Source organism: Isoptericola sp. NPDC056578 (genome assembly GCF_042793275.1).
Taxonomy (GTDB): Bacteria; Actinomycetota; Actinomycetes; order Actinomycetales; family Cellulomonadaceae; genus Isoptericola.
This window is the reverse complement of sequence record NZ_JBHTVC010000010.1, coordinates 33208-48469: the sequence shown is the minus strand read 5'-3', so window position 1 is coordinate 48469 and position 15262 is coordinate 33208. Positions and strand designations below refer to the sequence as shown.

Genomic DNA, 15262 nt, shown 5'->3' with positions numbered 1-15262 from the left:
GCTGCGGGCGGTCGGGCACGGCCGACGCCCTGGTGACGCTACCCCGACCGGGCGGCCCCGCAGGGTCGCGGCGCGTCACACGTCCTCGCGGCGCTTTGTCGGATCCCTACAAGGCGAGGTGCTGTCCCGTCGGGTCCCTGGGCCTGCGCGTGCCGCCTTAGACTGGCCGGGTGAGCAACGCCCGCGCGACCTCCCCCGGTCCGCGCCCCTCCGGAGGCCGCCGCCACGGTGCGGACCAGGTGCCCGAGGTCCCCTCGATCACCAGCGCCCCCGAGCCGCTGGAGGAGGACCAGGCGCGCCGCACGCGGCGCTACCTCATCCAGATGGGCATCCGGATCGTGTGCTTCGTCGGCGCCGTGCTCGTGGACGTCCTCTGGATCCGGCTGGTGCTGGTGGCCGCCGCGGTCGTCCTGCCCTACTCGGCGGTGCTCTTCGCCAACGCCGGCCGCGACCGCGTCACCTACGACACGTCGCCGATGGTCGACGTCGCGCCCGCCGAGCTCACCACGTCCGCCCAGGACGGCACCGCCCCGCGCCGCCGGGAGACCTCCGGGCCGGAGACCTTCGACGGCCCGCACCGCGTCGTGGAGCACCAGGACGACGAGCCGACGGACGAGAACCCCACGGACGTGGACCCGACGGACGAGAACTAGGAGGAACTCGCTGATGGACCTGCTCGGGACGAACGCCGACCCGGTGGCGGGCGAGCTGGTGTGCTCCGCCAAGGGCTGCCGCGCCGAGGCCGCGTGGGGCCTGCTGTGGAACAACCCGCGGCTGCACACCCCGGAGCGCCGCAAGGTGTGGCTCGCGTGCGACGACCACCGCGAGCACCTCGAGCAGTTCCTCGGCGCACGCTCGTTCTGGAAGCAGACCGTCCCCGTCGCGGAGCTCGATCGCGCGTGACGACCGACCACCCCTCGACCGGCAGCCCCCTGGCGCCGGACGACCACCGCTCCCCCGATGCGCCGGCGGCCCCCCGCACCCGCCGGCAGTGGATCACCCTCGGCCTGGGTGCCGTGCTCCTGGCCGCCGTGTGCGTGCTGGCCGCCGTGTGGCAGTGGCACCGCTACACCTGGCGCGAGGCGCAGATCGACCTGGTGCAGTCCAACTACGCGGCGGCGCCCGTCCCCCTCGCCGACGTGCTGCCCGAGCCCGGCGCCGTCCTCGACCCGGACGACGAGTGGCGACCCGCGGTGGCCACCGGCACCTACCGCCCCGAGGACACGGTGCTGCTGCGCAACCGGCCCGTCGGCGGCCAGCCCGGCTTCCACGTGCTGGTGCCGCTCGAGACCACCGGGGCGGACGGGGAGCCCGTCGTCATCGTCGTCGACCGGGGGTTCGTGCCGCTGGGCGAGGACGCGAGCGCGCCGTCCTCCGTGCCCGACCCGCCGGCCGGCGAGGTCGAGGTGACGATGACGATGCGGCCCGACGAGCCCGCCTCGGACCGCGGCACCCCCGCCGGCCAGGTGCAGGCCATCCACACCGACCAGGTGCTCGCCGCGGGCGCGGACGGCGCCGCGTGGGCCGACGGGTCCACCGTGGGCGGGTACGGGCAGCTGCGCTCCGAGGACCCGGCGGCCGCGACGACGCCGGGCGCGCTCCCCGAGCCGGACACCGATCCCGGCTCCCACCTCAGCTACACCGTGCAGTGGTGCATCTTCGCGCTCGGCGCGCTGGGCGGCTACGTCGTGCTGTGGCGGCGCGAGACCCGGCCGGTGCACGTCACGGCGGGCGACCTCCTCGCGGCGGGCGAGGGCCCGGACCCGCTGGACGGGACCGGCCGGCCGGGCGCCGCCGTGCGTCCGCAGCGCGCCCGGCGGCCGCGGGTGGACGAGGACTACGAGGACGCGCTGCTGGACGCCGCCGAGCGGCCTCAGGCCAGCGACACCAGCTCGGCGTAGTCCGCGGACCACAGGTCCTCGTCGCCGTCCGGCAGCAGCAGCACCCGCTCCGGGTTGAGCGCGTCGACGGCGCCGTCGTCGTGGGTGACCATCACGACGGCGCCCTCGTAGGTGTCGAGCGCCCCGAGGATCTCGGCGCGCGACGCCGGGTCGAGGTTGTTCGTCGGCTCGTCGAGCAGCAGCACGTTCGCGCTGGAGACGACGAGCGTGGCGAGCGCGAGGCGCGTCTTCTCGCCGCCGGACAGCACGTTCGCCGGCTTCTCCGCGTCGTCCCCGCTGAAGAGGAACGACCCGAGCACGGAGCGCACCTGGGTGTCGGTGAGGTCCGGGGCCGAGTGCCGCAGGTTCTCCACGACGGTGGCGTCCATGTCCAGGGTGTCGTGCTCCTGGGCGTAGTAGCCGATCTTCAGGCCGTGCCCCGGCACGACGCGGCCCGTGTCGGGCTCCTCGACGCCGCCGAGGATGCGCAGCAGCGTCGTCTTGCCCGCGCCGTTGAGGCCGAGGATGACCACGCGGGACCCGCGGTCGATCGCGAGGTCGACGCCCGCGAAGACCTCCTGCGAGCCGTAGCTCTTCGACAGCTCCTCGGCGGTGAGCGGCGTGCGACCGCAGGGGGCGGGCTTCGGGAAGCGCAGGTGCGCGACCTTGTCCGCGCGCCGCTCCCCCTCCAGCCCGGAGAGCATCCGCTCCGCGCGCTTCATCATGTTCTGCGCGGCCGTGGCCTTCGTGGCCTTGGCACGCATCTTGTCGGCCTGGGCCAGCAGCACGCCGGCCTTCTTCTCCGCGTTCGCCCGCTCGCGCCGGCGGCGGCGCTCGTCCTGCTCGCGCTGCTCCAGGTACGCGTCCCAGCCCAGGTTGTACTGGTCGAGCTCGCCGCGGTTCGCGTCCAGGTGGAACACCTTGTTGACGGTGGCGCGCAGCAGGTCGACGTCGTGGCTGATCACGACGAACCCGCCGTTGTACGACTTGAGGTAGTCGCGCAGCCAGACGATCGAGTCGGCGTCCAGGTGGTTCGTCGGCTCGTCGAGCAGCAGCGTGTCGACGCCGGAGAAGAGGATCCGCGCGAGCTCGATGCGACGGCGCTGGCCGCCGGACAGCGTGTGGAGGGGCTGGGCGAGCACGCGGTCGTCGAGGCCCAGGTTGCTGGTGATGCGGTGCGCCTCGGACTCCGCGGCGTACCCGCCGGCGGCGAGGAAGCGCGCCTCGAGCTTCGGGTACCGCTCCAGGGCGGCGGCCTGCGTGTCGGCGTCGGCCGAGGCCATCAGGCCCTCGGTCTCGCGCATCTGCGTGACGATGCGGTCCAGCCCGCGCGCGCTGAGCACCCGGTCCATCGCGATGACGTCGAGGTCTCCCGTGCGCGGGTCCTGCGGCAGGTACCCGATGTCGGTACCCCGCGTGATCTGCCCTGCCGCGGGCAGCGTCTCGCCCGCGAGCGTCTTGGTGAGCGTCGTCTTGCCCGCGCCGTTGCGGCCGACGAGCCCGATGCGGTCGCCCGGGGCGATGCGGAACGTCGCCTCGTGCAGGAGGGTACGGGCGCCGAAGCGCAGCTCGACGCCGTGGGCGGTGATCAAGGCAGGGGTGTCCTTCGAAAAGCGGGCGGGGTTCTGCGTCGAGTCTAGTGCTCGGCGCCCCGTCCGACGACGACCTAGGTCACAGGGGGTCCGGCCGCACCCCGCTGTCGATAAGGTTCCCCGCGTGACACGCGCCCCCCGCCCGGCGACCGCCGGCCTCGCCGTCGTCGTGGTCCTCGCCGGCCTCGGCGGCCGCACCCTGCTCCCTCCCGCGGTCGGCGGGCCGCTCGGGGACGCCCTCTACGCGACGCTCGTGGTGCTCCTCGTGGCGTTCGTCGCTCCGCGCACCCGCCCGGTCGTGGCCGGCGTCGTCGGGCTCGTCGTGTGCGCCGGGATCGAGACCGCCTGGCTGACCGACGTCCCGGCCCAGGTGGTCGCGCGCTTCCCGCTCGCGCGGTATGCGCTCGGCACGGCGTTCACGCCTGCCGACCTGGCCTGGTACGCCGCCGGGGCCGTGGTGGGCGCGGCGCTGCTCGCCCTGGTCCGCCCCCGGTCGCGCGGGGTGGACCTCTCGCTGCGGCACGTGCGCGCCGCGGGCGGGCCCCGGCGGCTGCGCGCGTCGCGCGCGGTGCCCGTCGGGCTCGTCGTCGCGCTCGCCGCGGCGGGCGGGGCCCTCGCCTGGGTGCTGCGCTCCGAGACCCAGGACCTGTCCGCGCGGCTCGTCGTCGCGCAGGACGCGCTCGACGGCTCCGCCGACAAGGTGACCGACCCCGACGTCCGCGAGGACCTCGCTGCGACGATCGTCGACGCCCGCGCGCTGATCGACGCGACGCCGGTCCTCGACCGGCTGCCCGGCGACGCCCCGGCGCTCGGCGCGCGGCTCGACGACGACGTGGCGGCCGTGCAGGCCGCACGGCTCGCGTTCGCCCGCGCGCAGGCCGTCGAGTCCCGCGACGCGCTCGCCCCGGTGGCGCGCCGCGCGGGTCGCGTGCTGGCCGCGACCGACGAGCTCGCCGAGGACGGGAAGGACGCCGGCGAGACGCTGCGCGCCACGTCGCGCGACGCCCTCGGGACCGCCGACGAGCTGACCTCCGAGACCCAGGACGACCGGCTCGCCACGGCGTCGCTCGCCGACCTCGAGTCCGCCGCGGCGGACCTGTCCGCGCTCCGCGACGACCTGGCGGGCACGACCGTGGACCTGCTGACCGCGCAGGACGCCGTCGTGTGCCCCGAGCCGGACCAGGTGTGGTTCCCGGAGGCCGGGAAGATCTCGGCGAAGCGGCTCGCGCCGATCCCGTGGGCGCCGCAGCACTCGGTGCGCGCGGACGTCCTGGACGGGCTGGTGGCGCTCGACGCCGCCTACCGGGCCGAGTTCGGTCAGCACCTCACGGTCAACTCCGCCTACCGCAGCTACGACCAGCAGGTCGCGGTGTACAACCCCGACGACCCCAACCCGCTGGCCGCGCCGCCCGGGTGCTCGAACCACGGCCTGGGCACCGCCGTCGACATCGCCATGGGCCCCGAGGGGTTCGACGGCGCGCGCTACGCCTGGCTCAAGGAGCACGCCGAGGAGCACGGCTGGACCCACCCGGGCTGGGCCGAGCCCGACGGCCGGCTGCCCGAGCCGTGGCACTGGCAGTCGGTCGAGACGCCGACGGAGTACTGACCCGGCACCGCCCCGCCGTCAGGTGCCGGGGAGCCGGCGCACGTCGAGCGGGACCTCCCGGACGCCGTCGCCGTCGCGCTCGACGCGCAGGACGGGGCGGTCCGGGCGCTCGCTCACCGCGTCGACGGGCACGCCGTCGACGAAGCGCAGGGCCGCGTACTCGTCCACCGCGTAGCCGCCCGGGAGCGCCCCGGACGCCACCCAGCCCAGGTAGGCGTCGCGGCGGTCCTCCTCGCCCAGGTAGTGCGGGCACGCGCTGCCCGGGACGAAACCCAGGCCGTCGTCCAGGGGCGCGAGGGGGCCGAACGAGTCGGTCGACGAGGACTCGAACCAGCAGTTCATCCCGGCGCTGATGCCGGCGAGTACCGTCCCCTGCGCCGCGGCGCGGGCGAGCAGGTCGGGCAGGCCGTGCCGCCGCCAGACGACCAGCAGGTTCGCCGTCGAGCCGCCGCCCACGTAGACGACGTCCTGCTCGAGCAGCAGCTCCGGGTCGGCGTAGCCCCACGGCTCGTGGCAGAAGAGCGAGAGCACGGACGTCCGGGCCCGCCCGGCGAACGCCTCCTCGAAGCGGTGCGCGTACCCGTTGTCGTCCCCGCTCGCGGTCGGCACGAAGCACACCTTCGGCGTGTCCTTGCCGGTGAGGTCGAGCAGGTGGTCGTCGATCGCCGAGGAGCCGTCGTCCGACATCGAGAACCCGCCCCCGCCGAGGGCGAGCACCGTACCGGTCGTTCTCGTGGGCCTCGTCGTGGGCCTCGTCGTGGGCATCGTCGTGGGCATCGTCGCGGGCATGGCCGGAGCCTACGGAGCGGGCACCCGTCGGCGCTCCCCATTTCCCGCGCGATCGCTCCGGCTGGGGCCTAGCGTGGTGCTCGTGACCTTCAACGAGGGCGGCGAGTTCGAGGGCGGCCGGGTCCGCAAGGGCGCGGGCGGACGGCGCGGCGCGGTCGTCGGCGGCGGCATCGGCGCCATCGTCGTCGCGCTGCTGGCCGTGTTCCTCGGCGGCGGCGACCTGGGCCAGCTCACCGGCGCGCTGGGCGGCGCCGTCCAGGACGCCGGGGCGCCCGCGGGGGACGGACAGGAGCAGTACGTCGAGGACTGCACCGCCGAGCAGGCGAACACCGATCGCGAGTGCCGGCTGTCCGCCACGGTGCAGTCGCTCGACGCCTACTGGGACCGCGTGCTGCCGCAGCAGGCCGGGGTGGAGTACGTGCTGCCCCCGGTGGAGAGCTTCTCCGGGTCGACGACGACGGGGTGCGGCTCCGCGACCAGCGCGACAGGGCCGTTCTACTGCCCGCCCGACCAGACCGTGTACGTCGACGTCTCGTTCTTCGACCAGCTGAGCTCCCAGTTCGGCGCCGAGGGCGGGCCGCTCGCCGAGGAGTACGTCGTGGCGCACGAGGTGGGACACCACGTCGAGCAGCTCACCGGCGCCATGGACGCCGCCGACCGCCGCGGCAGCGGGCCCGAGTCCGACTCCGTGCGGATCGAGCTCATGGCCGACTGCCTCGCGGGCATGTGGGCGGGCTCCGCGGCGACGGAGGTCGACCCCGACACGGGGGTGACGTTCCTCGACCCGATCTCCCCCGCCGAGCTGCGGCAGGCTCTCGACGCCGCCGCGGCCGTCGGCGACGACCGCATCCAGCAGCAGGCCACCGGCCAGGTCAGCCCGGAGGGCTTCACCCACGGCACCTCCGAGCAGCGGGTGCGGTGGTTCACCGTCGGTTACGAGGGCGGCACCCTCACCGACTGCGACACCCTGTCCGCCCGGACCCTCTGACGGGGCGCTCCTCGGCGTCGACGCCCGTCAGCCGGCGGTCTCGCCCTCTCCCCACGCCGACCCGGGCAGGCGCACGGTGAACGTCGTGCCTTCCCCCACCACGCTGGCGATCGTCAGCGTGCCGCCGTGGGCGTCGATGATCGCCTTCGAGATGGACAGCCCCAGCCCGACGCCGGGGATGCGTCGCTCGGTCGCGGTGGACGCGCGGAAGAACCGGTCGGTGAGGCGCCGCACCTCGTCGCCGGGGATGCCGACGCCCGTGTCCTGGACGGTCAGGACAGCGGCCGGTCCGCCGTCCTCGTCCGTCCCGGGTGCGGCGCGGACCGTGACCGTCCCGCCGCGCGGCGTGAACTTCAGCGCGTTCGACACCAGGTTGTCGACCATCTGCCCGAGCCGGGTGGCGTCGCCGTCCAAGGGCACCTCGGCCTCGGTCCCGTCGACGAGGTCGACGCCGGCGGCCCGGGCCTGTGGCGCGGCCGTGCGCAGGGCGCCGGCCGTGATCGTGCGCAGGTCGGTCGGCTCGGGCGCCACCGTGAACCGTCCGGCGTCCACCTGCGCCGTGAGCAGCAGGTCCTCCACCAGCCGCAGCAGGCGCCGCGCGTTGCGCTCCACAACCGCGAGATAGTCCCGCTGCTCGTCGGTGAGGTTCCCGTCGTCGAGGCCCAGCAGCTCCAGGTAGCCGAGGAGCGAGCTGATCGGGGTGCGCAGCTCGTGGCTCACGTAGCCGAGGAACTGGTCCTTGGCCCGTTCCGCCTCGAGCTGCTCCGTGATGTCGGTCGAGACGAAGAGGTACCCGGTGTGGCGCACGGACGGCTGCGGCAGGCGGCGGGTGACGGTGACCCGCACCGTCCCGGCGCTCTCCCCGCGCCGCAGCAGCGTCCAGTCGCGCACCTGGACCCCGCCGTCCATCGCGGCCCCGAGCAGGCCCTGCAGGCGCACCGACGCCGGGTCCTCGTCCGGCATCGGCCGCAGCCCGGCCTCCGCGGCCGCCACGTCGAGCTCCGTGGGCAGGCGCAGCTCCAGGATCGAGTGCCCCACCGCCTCGCCGGCCGCCCAGCCGGTGAGTCGCTCGGCGCCCTGGTTGAACACCTCGATCCGGCCCTGGACGTCCGTCGCCACGATCGCCTGCTCCGTGGCGGCGTCGACCAGCCCGGCCATGAGGTCGCGCGACGTGCGCAGCTGGCCGGTCAGCTCCTGCAGCCGCGCGTTCCGGCTGCGCTGGCCCTGTGCCGCGGCCGCGACGAAGGACGCGAGGGCGAGGCTGATGAGCGGGATCAGGACGGCTCGCACGATCGAGCTCTGCTGGTCCACCACGTGGCCGTGCCACAGGCGCGGGGCCGCGACCACCGCCGAGGCCGTGATCGTCGCCAGCACGATCCCCCGCCACCCCCCGTTCCAGGCCAGCGACACGACCGGGAGGAGGACGAGCGACGTGAAGTAGATCGCCGTGAACGACGTGCCGCGCTCCAGGAGCACGATCGCGAGCGCGCTGACGATCGGGAGCACGTCCTGCGCCGCCGGCGGCCACCGGTGCCACGGGGCGAACGCGGCCGCGGCGAGCACGAGCAGCTCCACGAGGGCGCCCGCGACGATGAACCAGCCCGACGCGACGGGCACCCCCGCGAGCGGGACCAGCGCCAGCGACACGGCATACAGGACCCCGAAGACGACCTGGCGCTTGAGCACGGTGTCGATCCGCGCCCACGCCGCGCGCACGGGGGCGAACCGTCCCAGCGGCGCGTCGACGCTCACGAGAACAGGGGCCCCGCGTGCAGCGCCAGGACGACCAGGGTCGCCGCGAGGGCCACGCCCGCGGACAGGAAGAGCCAGCGCTCCCGGCGCCGGTTCGTCCGGGTCTCGTCCTCGAGCGCGTCCGGGGCGAGCGTCGCCCACCACTCCTGGCGCTCCCGTCGGGTGCGGGGCTCCGCGGCCGTGCCGGCCGGCCGCTCGTCGGGCGAGGTGCTCATCCCACGACCTTCCCTGTCTTGATCGTCTTGTCCCAGGCCGTCGACGCCCCGCGGGCCTCCTTGACGTACGCGTCGAGGGTGATCGCGCACAGCAGCGGGCCGAACCCGACCACGTACAGCAGCAGGTTCGCGAGCCAGTGCAGCCGCGTCACGCCGTCCACCGCCCGCACGAGCCACGCCAGCAGCATCGCCACCAGCGGCCACGCGTACAGGAGGTACAGGAGCACCGACCGCCCCGTGGGGGACACCTCGAGCCCGAACAGCGACGGCAGTCGCTGGTCCCACAGCCCCGGGTACCAGGCGGCCACCATGACGACCAGCGACCCGATGCCGGGGAAGGTGAGCGCCTCGAACCAGGTGCGTCGCGCGGTGCGCGGGTCCACGAGCACCGTGAGCACGGTGACGTACACGTAGGCGACCACGGCCACCCACCACAGCGTCCGGAAGACCGCGATCGCGGACACCTGGTCGATCGCGTGCAGCACGACCAGCCCGACCGACGCGGCCGTGGCCGCGACCGGCAGCAGGTAGACCGAGAACCAGATGAGCCCGAACGACAGCGACCCCAGGCGGTGCCGGCGCGACGGGCGGAACCACACCCGGCGGAACCGCGACGTGATCTGCACGTTCCCCCGCGCCCAGCGCACGCGTTGCTTCCACAGGGCGCGGACCGACTCCGGCTCCTCGGCGCGCACGATCGCCGTCGGGTCGAAGACGACGCGACGCCCGGCCAGCTGCGTGCGGAAGGTGGTGAAGGTGTCCTCCGCGAGCGTCGTCGTGTCGATCTCGCCGCCGAGGTCCTCGAGGTTGGCCCGCGAGTGCAGCTGCGCGCCCCCGGCCAGGCAGGCGAGCACGCCCAGCACGTTCTGGGCGCGGCGGGCGGCGGCCTGCGCGGTGACGTACTCGTAGCCGATGAACCGCGCCACCGGCCCGGGCCGCTGGCTGCCCTCGGTGATGTAGCCCGTGACGGCACCCACCTCGGGGTCCGCGAGGTGGCGGGTCATCCGCCGTAGGGAGTCCGGCCGGTAGACGACGTCGGCGTCCATGATGAGCAGGGCCTGCATCCAGTCGTCCGCGAGCGCCGCGCGGATCCCGTGGTTGAGGGTGTGCGCCTTGCCCTGCCCGCCCTGTTCGCGCCGCAGGTGCTCGATGCGACCGGGGTAGGCCTCGGCCATCGCCCGCGCGACGTCCGGGGTCTCGTCGGTGCTCGCGTCGTCGACGACGAACACCCGCAGCCGGTCGGGCGGGTACTCCAGCCGCATCAGGCGCTCGAGCGAGGCGGCGAGCACGGCGCCCTCGTTCCACGCCGGGACCACGACCACCACGCGCGGCAGGTACGGTCCCGATCGCTTCCAGTGGTTCTTCACGGCGTGGAACGGCAGCAGCAGGTACTGGTAGACGCCGGCCGCCACGGGGACCACGCCGCACACGACGAGGACCATGCAGACGATCGTCACGATCCTCGTCACCGGGTCGTCGCTGAGCTCGAGGGTCATGCGTCACCGCCCAACCAGCGGTAGCGCCCGACGTCGCGGGCGTCGTGCGCGTCCGTCGACGCGACGAGGTCGACCCCCGCGGCCCGCAGGGCGCCGGCCACCCGCGCGCCCGGGCACCCCCACTTCTCGTTGACCTCGACGACGCCGCCCGCGGCGCGCAGCGCGCCCGCCAGGGCGTCCAGGTGCTCGGCCGTGACCTCGTCCTCGGCCAGCCCGACCTTGGGCAGGATCGAGAACGGGTGGGCGAGCTGCGCCGGGCCGCTCGCGGCGAGAGCACGGGCGTAGGCCGTGACGAGGAAGCCCACGGCGTCCGCGGCCGGGAGGCCGGCCGCGAGGCGCTCCCGGGCCACCCGCGGGCTCCACGGCCCGTCGGGGGCGGGCAGCTGGTGGTCGGCCAGCAGCACGCGCCCCGGCCCCCGCGGCGCGCCGACGGCGGCCAGCACCTCCGGGGGCGCGTCGACGGAGCCGGCGGTGTCGAGGAGCTTGGCCTCGACACCGGTGAGGACCGTCAGCCCCTCCGGCGGGTCGAGCGCCTCGGCCGCCCGCAGGAAGTCGGGCACGTGCGTCGCGCCGCGGCGCACGTGCTCCACCATCCGCACGACCGTCAGCCCGCGGTCCCGGGCGGCGTCCAGGTTCTCCGCCAGCGTGCTCACCGCGTCGTCGGAGAACGTCGAGTGCACGTGGTGGTCGCCGCCCAGGTCGAGGCCGGTGGGGGCGGGGCCGCCCGCGGGGGTGGTCACGAGGGCGCCCCGTCGTCGGCCCGGCCGACGCGGGGCTCGGGCAGGATCTCTCCCACCGGGAGGAAGCGGTCCTCGAGGAAGCGCACGTTGGCCAGCTCCCGGAAGTCGACGTGCCGCGGGACCTCCCGCCCCAGCACCGCGTCGAGCGTGAGGGACGGCATGTCCACCCCGGCGGCGATCGTGAGCGGCATCGCACCCGGGAACCGGGGGTTCACCTCGAGCAGGGCCGGCACGCCGTCGCGGTCCCGCTTGAGCTGGACGTTGGCCACGGTGGTGAGGCCGATGACCCGCGCCACCTCGGCGGCGGTCGCGACGAGGGCGTCGTCGTGCAGGGTCACGCCGGCGACGGACACGCCCGAGTCGACGCGCAGGCGGGCCCTCGGGACCGCCGCCACCACGTGCCCGGACGCGTCGGCGAGCACGTCCACGGAGTACTCGTCGCCGGGCAGGAGCTCCTGGACCAGCAGGTCCTCGGTGCCGCGCACGGCCTCCAGCTCGGCCTGGTCGGTCACGAGGCGCACCCCGCGGGAACCGGCACCGCGGCGCGGCTTGACGATCACGGGGAAGTCCCAGCCCTGGTCCGCTCCGGACTCCCCGAGCAGCTCGGTGCGCGGCACGCGGACGTGGCCCGCGCAGGCGCGGGCGAGCGCCAGCTTGTCCAGGGCCGTCTCGAGCGTCGCGAGGCTCGGCGACGCGAGCGTGGTGCCCGCCCGCGCGAGCCGGTCGCGCGCGGCGGCCAGGCGAGGCAGCTCGACGTCGACGGTCGGGAACAGCACCTCGATGCCGTCCTCGGCGCACAGCAGCGCGACGCGCTCGACGAAGTCGTCCGCCAGCCCCGGGGGCACCAGCCGGCGGCGCCCGTCCGGCACGAGGTAGATGCCGCTGGCCCAGCGGTCCATGTCCGCGGCATAGACCTCGACGTCCCCGCGCGCGAGCAGCGAACGGATCACCGCCACCCCCGCCGGTCCCCCGGCCCCCGTCACGAGCACCCTCGTCATCAGGCTCCCCCTCGTCCCTCGGAGCGGGACGCCGGGACGGCGGCGCCGTGCTCCTCGTCCTCGTCCTCGTTCGCGCCCGCGGACTGTCGTCGACCGAGCAGCTGGCTGGCGCGCAGCATCTCGAGCGGCTCCACGTACTCGCCTCCGCCGTACCGCGACCAGTAGCGCGCGGTGGCCCGGACCAGGTCCGGCTGCATGTAGTCCCGGTGGGACTGCGACACGAACGCCGCGAGCATGCGCAGCTTCGTCTCGACGAACCCGTCGACGGGCACGAACCGCGTGGGCCGGAACTCGATGGTCGCCGACGGGCTCTGGTAGCAGGCGACGGTGGAGACGCGCCGCGCCGCCACGTCCACGGCACGGTGCACGGTGCGGTGGTCCTGGTGACGGTCGTTCGCCGAGTGCGTGTAGACGATCGTCGGCCGCACCTCGGCGATCACCTCCTCGATCGCGGTGATCGCCGTCGCCAGGTCGATCCGGGTGTCCTCGAGGTCGCGCACGACGAGCCCCGCCCCGATCTCGGCGGTCGCGGCGGCCGCCTCCAGCCGCCGGTCGGCGGCCACACCGCCCACAGCACCGCCCGACAGCACCAGGACCGTGACCTCGTCGCCGGCGGACCGGTGGGACGCGAGAGTCGCCCCCACCCCGATCTCGACGTCGTCGGGGTGCGCGCCGACGGCGAGCACCCGGTCGGTGGGCCTCGCCCGCCGGCGCGCGGCGTCCACGAGGGCGTGCGCCCGCTCGACGAGCCGCGCGGAGTCCAGCGGCTTGACCAGGAACTCGTCGGCGCTCTCGCGCAGCGCCTCGACGGCGTACTCGACGCTGGCGTGCGCGGTCATGACGATCACGGGGATCCCCGGCACGCGCTCGCGGGCCTCGTGGATCAGCTCCAGGCCGGACAGGCCCGGCAGCTCGACGTCGGTGACGAGCAGCTCGGGGTGCTCGTCCAGGCGCTCGAGCGCGGTGTCGCCGTCGCCGGCGACCGCGACGTCCATCCCGCCGAGTCGCGTCAGGACGGTGCGCACGTACGCGGCGGCGTCCGGGTCGTCCTCCACGACGAGCACGCGCGGGCGGTCCTGCCGGCCGTCCGCCCCTCCTGCACCCGTCACGTCGACCACGATGCCAAAGGACCACGCCGACCGCGCGCCGGCGCCGTCGCGTCAGTGGTCCACGTCGCCGTCGCTCCGCGCGGGTCGAGGTGTGGGGGCGGGCCTCGACGTGGTGGGCCGGTTCCCGGCCGCGACGACCGCGGTCACGAGGTGATGCCCGCCCCTGGCGGGCACGAGCCAGGGGTCGGGCCCCGCTCCCGGCGACGCCGTCAGGCCTCCGTCGGGCCGAGGTCGGGGGCGGCGACGAACCTGGCGCGCGGTGCGGCCGCGCCGTGCAGCTCCAGCAGCAGCAGCTCGTTGCCGGTGGCGCGCACCAGCGGCCCCGGCACGGCGAGCGTGCCCGTGGGGCCCTGGCTCGAGTACCGCCCGAGCAGCTCGCCGTTGACCCAGGCGAGCCCCCGCGTCCAGCCGTCCAGGCGCAGGAAGTGGTCGGCGCCCGCGACGGAGTCGAACGCGCCGCGGTGGAACGACGGCCCGCCGACCGGTGCGTCGGCGCCGCCCGCCGTCGCCCACTCGGCGTCGGCCAGGAGCGCCGGGGCGTCGTCGAGACGCAGGGGCACGGCCTCCCAGTCGGTGAGGGCGCGGGTGGCGGTGCGCACCGTCCCGACGATCCCCTTGGGCTCGCCGATCCGGGGGCCGTAGTTGACGCGGCCGCGGTCCTCGACGAGCAGGGTCAGCGTGCCCGCCCGGCGCGGCAGCGGCAGCGACCAGGCGTGGGTGGTGCGGTCGAGCACGCCGACCGGGTCGCCGTCGAGCGCCACGAGCGCCCGGTCGCGCACCTCGTCCACCACGAGGACCGCGTCCTCGGCCGTGACCCGCGTGCCGTACAGCACGAACCCGGACCACTGACGCAGGTCGTCCATCGTCGGCGGCTGGGCGGACGACGTCCGCGACCTCGGCCCGGACACCAGGCCCAGGACGGCGTCGAGCGCCGCGCTCCGGTCGAGGACGACGTCGAGCGCCGGCGCCGGCGCCGGCTCGACGGGCACCTCGTCGGGCACCGGGGCGTGCTTGGCGATCACCGCGCGCAGGGCGTGGAACTTCGCGGTCGGCGCGCCGTGCTCGGACAGTGGGGCGTCGTAGTCGTACGACGTGGTGATGGGCAGGTACGTGCCCTTGTCGTTGGCCCCGTTGGTCAGGCCCAGGTTGGTGCCGCCGTGGAACATGTAGAGGTTGACCGACGCGCCCGCGCCGAGCAGGTCGTCCAGGTCGGCCGCCGTGGTCTCCGGGGCGGTGACGTGGTGCTCCAGCCCCCACGAGTCGAACCAGCCGTCCCAGAACTCCGTGCACATCAGGGGCCCGGTGGGCTGGTGACGACGCAGCACGGCGAGGCGCTCGAGGGACCGAGAGCCGAAGTTCGCCGTCTTGTGCAGCTCCGGCAGGCCGCCGAGCGAGAGGTGCTCGTCGTCTGCCTGGTCGCACGTGAACAGCGGCACGTCGATCCCCTGGGCCCGCGTGAGGTCGACGAGCGCGCGCAGGTAGCGCGCGCGCTCGTCGACGGGCACGCCCGGGTAGGCGCCGTACTCGTTCTCCACCTGCACCAGGAGCACCGGGCCGCCGCGCGTCACCTGCCGCTCGGCCACCAGCGGCAGCAGGTGCGCGTAGTAGGTGCCGATCGCGTCCAGGAACGCCGGGTCGTGCCGGCGCACCCCCGTGCCCCCGTCCGCGAAGAGCCACGCCGGCAGCCCGCCGCCGTCCCACTCCGCGCAGATGTACGGCCCGGGGCGCACGATCGCGTGCAGCCCCTCCGCCGCGACCAGGTCCAGGAACCGGCCCAGGTCGCGCCGGCCGGTGAGGTCGAACCCGCCCGGCTCCGGCGCGTGGAAGTTCCACGGCACGTACGTCTCGATCGTGTTCAGCCCCATCAGCCGCGCCTTGCGGATCCGGTCGGCCCACTGGTCGGGGTGCACGCGGAAGTAGTGCAGCGCCCCGCTGATCACCTGGAAGGGGCGGCCGTCGAGCAGGAAGTCCCGCTCGCCGATCTCGAACGTGGGCATGGGGCGGGGCACCTCTCCGGGTCTGCGGGACGAAGGTCGGGCACGGGTGTCCCTGCGGTCAGGCCTCCGAAGCCCGGGAGCCCGACCGCAGGGACGCTCG

General features: G+C 75.0%; 14 protein-coding genes. 5 read left to right on the top strand and 9 right to left on the bottom strand.

Annotated elements, in window-relative coordinates:
• The first annotated feature begins 170 nt into the window (after positions 1-170).
• Genes ACFQ80_RS06295 through ACFQ80_RS06285 form a run of 3 tightly spaced genes read left to right on the top strand, consistent with a single transcriptional unit; the run spans position 171 to position 1901 of the window.
• Positions 171-653: a DUF3099 domain-containing protein gene (locus ACFQ80_RS06295; protein ID WP_430563004.1), complete on the top strand. Its 483-nt coding sequence runs from the start codon at positions 171-173 to the stop codon at positions 651-653.
• A 13-nt stretch (positions 654-666) separates the two neighbouring features.
• Positions 667-903 carry a hypothetical protein gene (locus ACFQ80_RS06290; RefSeq protein ID WP_430551756.1) on the top strand — a complete coding sequence of 79 codons (237 nt, stop codon included), beginning with the start codon at positions 667-669 and terminating at the stop codon, positions 901-903.
• Positions 900-1901 (top strand): SURF1 family protein, encoded by a 1002-nt coding sequence (locus tag ACFQ80_RS06285; RefSeq protein WP_430563003.1) that lies wholly within the window; start codon positions 900-902, stop codon positions 1899-1901. The genes ACFQ80_RS06290 and ACFQ80_RS06285 overlap by 4 nt, the downstream gene beginning before the upstream one ends.
• Here ACFQ80_RS06285 and ACFQ80_RS06280 read toward each other — a convergent pair.
• Positions 1874-3472 (bottom strand): ABC-F family ATP-binding cassette domain-containing protein, encoded by a 1599-nt coding sequence (locus tag ACFQ80_RS06280; RefSeq protein ID WP_430551754.1) that lies wholly within the window; start codon positions 3470-3472, stop codon positions 1874-1876. The genes ACFQ80_RS06285 and ACFQ80_RS06280 overlap by 28 nt on opposite strands.
• Before the next feature lie 124 nt (positions 3473-3596).
• Between ACFQ80_RS06280 and ACFQ80_RS06275 the strand changes: the two genes are divergently transcribed.
• Positions 3597-5078, top strand: a complete 1482-nt coding sequence (locus ACFQ80_RS06275; RefSeq protein WP_430563002.1) for a DUF2809 domain-containing protein — start codon at positions 3597-3599, stop codon at positions 5076-5078.
• Between the two features lie 18 nt (positions 5079-5096).
• Here ACFQ80_RS06275 and ACFQ80_RS06270 read toward each other — a convergent pair whose 3' ends face one another.
• Positions 5097-5867 (bottom strand): Type 1 glutamine amidotransferase-like domain-containing protein, encoded by a 771-nt coding sequence (locus ACFQ80_RS06270; protein WP_430563001.1) that lies wholly within the window; start codon positions 5865-5867, stop codon positions 5097-5099.
• Between the two features lie 82 nt (positions 5868-5949).
• Between ACFQ80_RS06270 and ACFQ80_RS06265 the strand changes: the two genes are divergently transcribed.
• Positions 5950-6855 carry a neutral zinc metallopeptidase gene (locus ACFQ80_RS06265; RefSeq protein WP_430563000.1) on the top strand — a complete coding sequence of 302 codons (906 nt, stop codon included), beginning with the start codon at positions 5950-5952 and terminating at the stop codon, positions 6853-6855.
• Between the two features lie 27 nt (positions 6856-6882).
• On the opposite strand, the gene ACFQ80_RS06260 is transcribed toward ACFQ80_RS06265, so the two are convergent.
• The 7 genes from ACFQ80_RS06260 to ACFQ80_RS06230 form a co-directional block, all read right to left on the bottom strand.
• Positions 6883-8607 (bottom strand): ATP-binding protein, encoded by a 1725-nt coding sequence (locus ACFQ80_RS06260; protein ID WP_430562999.1) that lies wholly within the window; start codon positions 8605-8607, stop codon positions 6883-6885.
• Entirely contained in the window at positions 8604-8822 is a 219-nt protein-coding gene (locus ACFQ80_RS06255) for a hypothetical protein (protein ID WP_430551749.1), read from the bottom strand. Before ACFQ80_RS06255 ends, ACFQ80_RS06260 begins: the two co-directional genes overlap by 4 nt.
• Positions 8819-10318: a glycosyltransferase gene (locus ACFQ80_RS06250; protein ID WP_430551748.1), complete on the bottom strand. Its 1500-nt coding sequence runs from the start codon at positions 10316-10318 to the stop codon at positions 8819-8821. Before ACFQ80_RS06250 ends, ACFQ80_RS06255 begins: the two co-directional genes overlap by 4 nt.
• Complete coding sequence (locus tag ACFQ80_RS06245) at positions 10315-11058, bottom strand: PHP domain-containing protein (RefSeq protein ID WP_430562998.1); 744 nt, start codon at positions 11056-11058, stop codon at positions 10315-10317. The genes ACFQ80_RS06250 and ACFQ80_RS06245 overlap by 4 nt, the downstream gene beginning before the upstream one ends.
• Complete coding sequence (locus tag ACFQ80_RS06240; protein WP_430551746.1) at positions 11055-12056, bottom strand: ATP-grasp domain-containing protein; 1002 nt, start codon at positions 12054-12056, stop codon at positions 11055-11057. Before ACFQ80_RS06240 ends, ACFQ80_RS06245 begins: the two co-directional genes overlap by 4 nt.
• Entirely contained in the window at positions 12056-13165 is a 1110-nt protein-coding gene (locus ACFQ80_RS06235) for a response regulator (RefSeq protein ID WP_430551745.1), read from the bottom strand. The genes ACFQ80_RS06240 and ACFQ80_RS06235 overlap by 1 nt, the downstream gene beginning before the upstream one ends.
• Positions 13166-13374: 209 nt before the next feature.
• Positions 13375-15162, bottom strand: a complete 1788-nt coding sequence (locus ACFQ80_RS06230; protein ID WP_430562997.1) for a beta-galactosidase family protein — start codon at positions 15160-15162, stop codon at positions 13375-13377.
• Positions 15163-15262: the final 100 nt, after the last annotated feature.